Source organism: Vibrio sp. 1F169 (assembly GCF_041439605.1).
GTDB lineage: Bacteria > Pseudomonadota > Gammaproteobacteria > Enterobacterales > Vibrionaceae > Vibrio > Vibrio tasmaniensis_A.
Map to the genome: position 1 here is coordinate 1 of NZ_JBGOOI010000134.1, position 4522 is coordinate 4522.

Consider the following 4522-nt stretch of genomic DNA (forward strand, 5'->3'; position numbering starts at 1 on the left):
CAAAGGTGACATTTCTATTTGGGAGAAAAGAGGACATTTTAAAATGGGATTGACAAAGGCTGTGCGTAAAATCTGAGAGTATTCAGTACCTTAGCAATTGCAGATTTTGCGTACACGCGTGCTATAGACGCTTGAAATTCAAAATGTTTCCACATAAATACGATCATTAATTAGTTTTCGTCCTTCAATTTTGCGTTATACCTAGTTTTCGTCACTGTTCTTTTTTCCGGTTTGACGACAAGTTTCATCGAATTCACCGATGGACATCGTGTTTTGTCATCGAAAAAAGAATTCGACGGATGTTTGATAACTTGAAGGAGATCACATGCTCACTCCCCGTTTTGCCGATCTATTGAATCGCTACTTCGACGACATTCATGAAGCCGCCGCGTATTTTTACGTTCAACCGATCACGATCAAGCGTTGGCTGTCTGGCGCGGTCCCGGTCAATCCACTGGCCGAAAAATTGATGAACATTCACGCCCGTGGCTACTTACCGTTGGATCATCGCTGGAACGGATTTCGAATCAACGTTGACCGTGCGATCCTCATTACCCCCGAAGATCGTGAATTCAATCCCAAGGAATTGCTCAGTTTTGCGTACTGGCGTGACGAGCACCGGCAACTGGTTGAGCGCCACGGCAAAATTGAGTCCCCGGAATACTATCCGGCTAAAGAGCATCCCTTGCCATTTCGTGGCGGTCGTTGCATGCTGCCTAAGCCCTGGATCCCGGCCAAATTCAAATAATGGTGCCATTCAGAGCAACAACCCTCGAGATAAGCTTCTTTAATCTAGGAACGTAAAACGTCATGACAACGATAATAGCCAGCCCGAACATTTTCATCGCGGGTGACGCCATGTGGACTAGCCAAGTCAGCGGTTTGGAAGTCGACTGTGAGACGCGCAAACATATCGTGTGTCTCGAGCAAGTGATCTTTTTTTCGGGTGATGAGCACCCTATTATCCTCGCGCAAGCCGTGCTTCTGGCCCTCATTTCTGACGAGGAATACATTCAATTAGCCCAAGCGCTCGACGAACGCGATGAGATTGGCTTGATTGCGGTAACGGAAAACACCGGTGCGCTGATAGACATGCCCATCGGCAACAACGCGACCACCGGAGAGCTGGTGTTTACTGGCTCTGGGGGCTTCCATGCGGCCACGTTTTATCAAGATCTCGACAGATTATCTTGCCTGTTAACAAGAATAGATACAGCGATGACGATGGCGTTCCACGTCGACGAGCAATCCGGCAACGGGATCCACAAGAAGGTGTGGCCTCAGCGCTACGACAACTTGTGTTATACTGACACCAGTTACCGAGAATACATCGGGGCTAAAATTGAAGAATATCACGAGTTCATCGCCGAATGGGCCTTAATGGAGGGCGACAACATGGCAGCACAACTTCCCCGCTCTACAAATCGCACAGCGCCGGCACCAAACGCGCCCAAAGCGACCCCAGAGCGCATGAAAGCAATACTCGACGCGATAAGAAAAAACCAGAAGAAACAAACTGAGAAACAAGAAGAAAGTGCCTAAAACAGAGGCGCCTGAACAGTACGTAGGTCATGTTCAGGCGCTTGTTATGTGACCTAATTTTTGACAACTATCTTAAGCTTTTTATCTATTAGTGTTACCCCTGCATGAGTCACTGATATGTTTCCATCAGAATCAGTCCTCGGAGTCATCAATATACTACATTCACTTCCATCATTATTGAGAAGGCTAGCGGAAATAGAAGGTGATTGACCTTTTTTATGTTCGCTCTTTTTTATCTCAAAACGATAATATTTATGACCATCTTGTTTTCTTTCTTCAAAATCATCGGAACCTAGTAATATTATATATGGCTTAAGTTTTAGAAACTTTAATACAGCGAAAGAAATACTCAAAACAGCTGCGATAATCTTTAGGAAAATGACCACATAATTTAATGCGCCTTCTCCAATGACCGATTCCAGTTCTTTTAAGACAGAAGCAATGGCACCGAATATAACAGCTACAATAAACATCCAATCAATTTCATCTAAATTCATTTATTCTCCTTTACACCACCAAATCCAAGGTTCCATTATGCACATAGCCCCGCCTTAAACATTAAGGCTAATTCGAGCCAAAATTTCCATAGTCGAATCGTTTGTTATATTTATTCTCTTTTGATACGAACTATAAATTACCAATTATTTTTTGAATTTCATCTGGATTTAAGTAGCTATTATTAACTTTACCTTCAATCAAAAAACCGTCTGCTAATATTTGGGATAATTTTTGAACAGACTTTTCATTAAAGAGCTTCGGATAGATCCGCGTATACGCATTGAACGTTGCCTTTAAGTTACGGTGGCAATCTTCAGCTGAACTGAGTGTTGTGACCTCTCCCGAATTAAATATAGGTATGAAAATTTCAAGTAGGTTGTTTTTAACTCTTGCTTTAGCTTTCTGCGACTTGTGATTTTCTCGAGCCCAAGACCTAAAAAGAATGCCAGAATACCAGGGAGCCATCCATTCATGAAACTATTAAGTGAAATTTTCCACCACTCAATATCATTAATTATAAAATACACTAACTCTTCCTATTGCCCGTGAGGTACTTGAAAAATATAACGCCTTAAACATCGAAACTAAAGACAAACCTACAATGCCGAATGTAATAAATTGTGTTGATTAATTTGTTAGACGAATGTTGCCTTCAGCAACGCGACTTGTTGCTCAAACAACCCACTATCAAATTTGGAGTAAGATTTAGCTATATTTACCCATTGAACTCCGGTTTCATCAATATGACGAAATTCAATTTGTAACGCATATTTTGAACAACGAAGAAAACCAAATATAAAACCTACAATCGTTAAAGTAACAACTAAAGCTTTCAACCAAAAAGGTGTACTCTCAAGAGTTGGGATTGCTAACCAAACTGCTCCGGAGAAAACAAATAACCAAAATATTATTTGACCTAGATTGTCGAGTAAGCCAAGTTTCTTAACTCTCACATTATTAATTTTTGATAAAGGATACGAATCTTTTTTAAAGCTAAACTCTTCTTGGCTCAGTTGAAAATCTGTTTCCTTGTACATTATTGCCTCCATTTTTATCAACACTCTTAAATGCTTTATTAGCTTTTTTGGGTTACATACTTTGCGTGAATATCGAGAACAAATGGCTCCACTAAAGCTATACATCGGTCTAGATCGTCATCCGTTATATCTACTTTCTCACCATCTAAGGTATGACCATTTCGATGCACAAGGTCATGGCGTAACTCAAGTTGTTTTAATAGCTCTCTGCTGATATTAAAACGAATGCCAAGAACTTTTTTATAATACATTTCAACATCATTAAGCCGATGCCATACCAATGCTTTCATTGAATGTATCAAATACTCATCAATAGGGTTGTTTAAAGCAAAAGGAACCGTCACGGTAGCAGAACGAAACTTGTCATGGCTTGCTAGTTTTCGGAGTGATTCTGGAGAATTAGTAAGTTCAAAAATGAACAAGTTTGAAAGATACTGTTCCATTAAGCTTATCACGTTCGAAAAATACAATTGGTTGTGAAAACTATCTCTACTTTGGGCTCTTATTTGCGTAAGTCCTTCAGTGAAAGTATTGAGATATACATCAAATTCCGTATCAGAACTCATTAGCATGGTACTCCACTCTAATTTGCTCTTTTAACGCTCCATCCTTTGTCTCAACGTCTAGCGTCCAATCAACACCAACATTGGAAGACCAAACATTAATGTTAAACTCATTACCTTCCTCGTCTTCAAACGAATCATAGTTTTCGCTAACACTATCCCTATAACGCTCTGCCACAAAGTTAGGAGACGGTACGCTAACAACCGTAACCTCTTCAGTACCGCGATAAATAAGTAGATAGCCACCGGAAATGGGTGGCATACAGTCATTACCTTCTAACGTAAACTTCATCATCTCATTTCTCAAAATACAAATACGTTTCGATTATAACAGCATAGTTTTAGGCTTACACCTTCAGAAAGCTAACGCCCGCTTAAGTGGTGAGTAGCGTAAGACCGATGTTTCTGCAAACCACCTTAAACACAGAACGCAACGTATAGTAAAAATGTCACGTGTTACGAATTAACCCTAAACAGTTCGATATACGGTTGTGCCAGGCTCAGAGTTTGGCCCCAACTTACTGCTAAAAACGAACAGACAACTAACTAAAATACCTATCTCGAAAAGCTGACATAGAAAAGATGCTGTCTTAAACACCAGACCTGAATCCATCCAAGGCATCGCTATTTCAATTAGCACAGCGGCTAAAACCAAAGTATACCCAACTCGTTGATGCCATTTACCTAACACTCGCGAAAAGTGATGGAAAGCTAACAGATAAAACACCGAAAAAAAAGGCATTATAAACCAGATGAGATACTCAAAAATTTCAATCAACGAGCTACTACCTTCGCCCAAAGTTGCCATTAGAATAGAGATAATAAAGTTGAGTAGCATGTAAAGAAACGGATATATAAGAATACCCAAGGCAAGATACCGAA

At 40.4% G+C, this 4522-nt stretch carries 8 protein-coding genes; 2 read left to right on the top strand and 6 right to left on the bottom strand.

The features are described 5' to 3' along the window. Window positions 1–325: 325 nt before the first annotated feature. Together ACED53_RS22885 and ACED53_RS22890 are read left to right on the top strand one after the other, a co-directional pair. Complete coding sequence (locus ACED53_RS22885) at window positions 326–748, top strand: phage protein (RefSeq protein ID WP_017102027.1); 423 nt, start codon at window positions 326–328, stop codon at window positions 746–748. 62 nt (window positions 749–810) lie between these two features. After that, the gene (locus ACED53_RS22890; protein WP_017102028.1) at window positions 811–1542 is read left to right on the top strand and encodes a hypothetical protein; all 732 of its coding nucleotides are present in this window, start codon (window positions 811–813) and stop codon (window positions 1540–1542) included. Between the two features lie 53 nt (window positions 1543–1595). Here ACED53_RS22890 and ACED53_RS22895 read toward each other — a convergent pair whose 3' ends face one another. The 6 genes from ACED53_RS22895 to ACED53_RS22920 form a co-directional block, all read right to left on the bottom strand. Then, a complete protein-coding gene (locus tag ACED53_RS22895; RefSeq protein WP_017102029.1) occupies window positions 1596–2039 on the bottom strand; it encodes a hypothetical protein in 444 nt (147 codons plus the stop codon). A gap of 130 nt (window positions 2040–2169) precedes the next feature. Then, on the bottom strand, window positions 2170–2505 hold the full coding sequence (locus ACED53_RS22900) for a hypothetical protein (RefSeq protein ID WP_241816866.1): 336 nt from the start codon (window positions 2503–2505) through the stop codon (window positions 2170–2172). Window positions 2506–2675: 170 nt separating this feature from the next. Beyond that, on the bottom strand, window positions 2676–3077 hold the full coding sequence (locus tag ACED53_RS22905) for a hypothetical protein (RefSeq protein ID WP_017102030.1): 402 nt from the start codon (window positions 3075–3077) through the stop codon (window positions 2676–2678). 38 nt (window positions 3078–3115) lie between these two features. Beyond that, complete coding sequence (locus tag ACED53_RS22910) at window positions 3116–3643, bottom strand: hypothetical protein (RefSeq protein ID WP_241810802.1); 528 nt, start codon at window positions 3641–3643, stop codon at window positions 3116–3118. Continuing rightward, window positions 3633–3935 carry a hypothetical protein gene (locus ACED53_RS22915; RefSeq protein WP_017102032.1) on the bottom strand — a complete coding sequence of 101 codons (303 nt, stop codon included), beginning with the start codon at window positions 3933–3935 and terminating at the stop codon, window positions 3633–3635. Before ACED53_RS22915 ends, ACED53_RS22910 begins: the two co-directional genes overlap by 11 nt. 174 nt (window positions 3936–4109) lie before the next feature. Further along, a partial coding sequence (locus ACED53_RS22920; RefSeq protein ID WP_371693251.1) for a hypothetical protein occupies window positions 4110–4522 on the bottom strand: 413 nt, incomplete at its 5' end.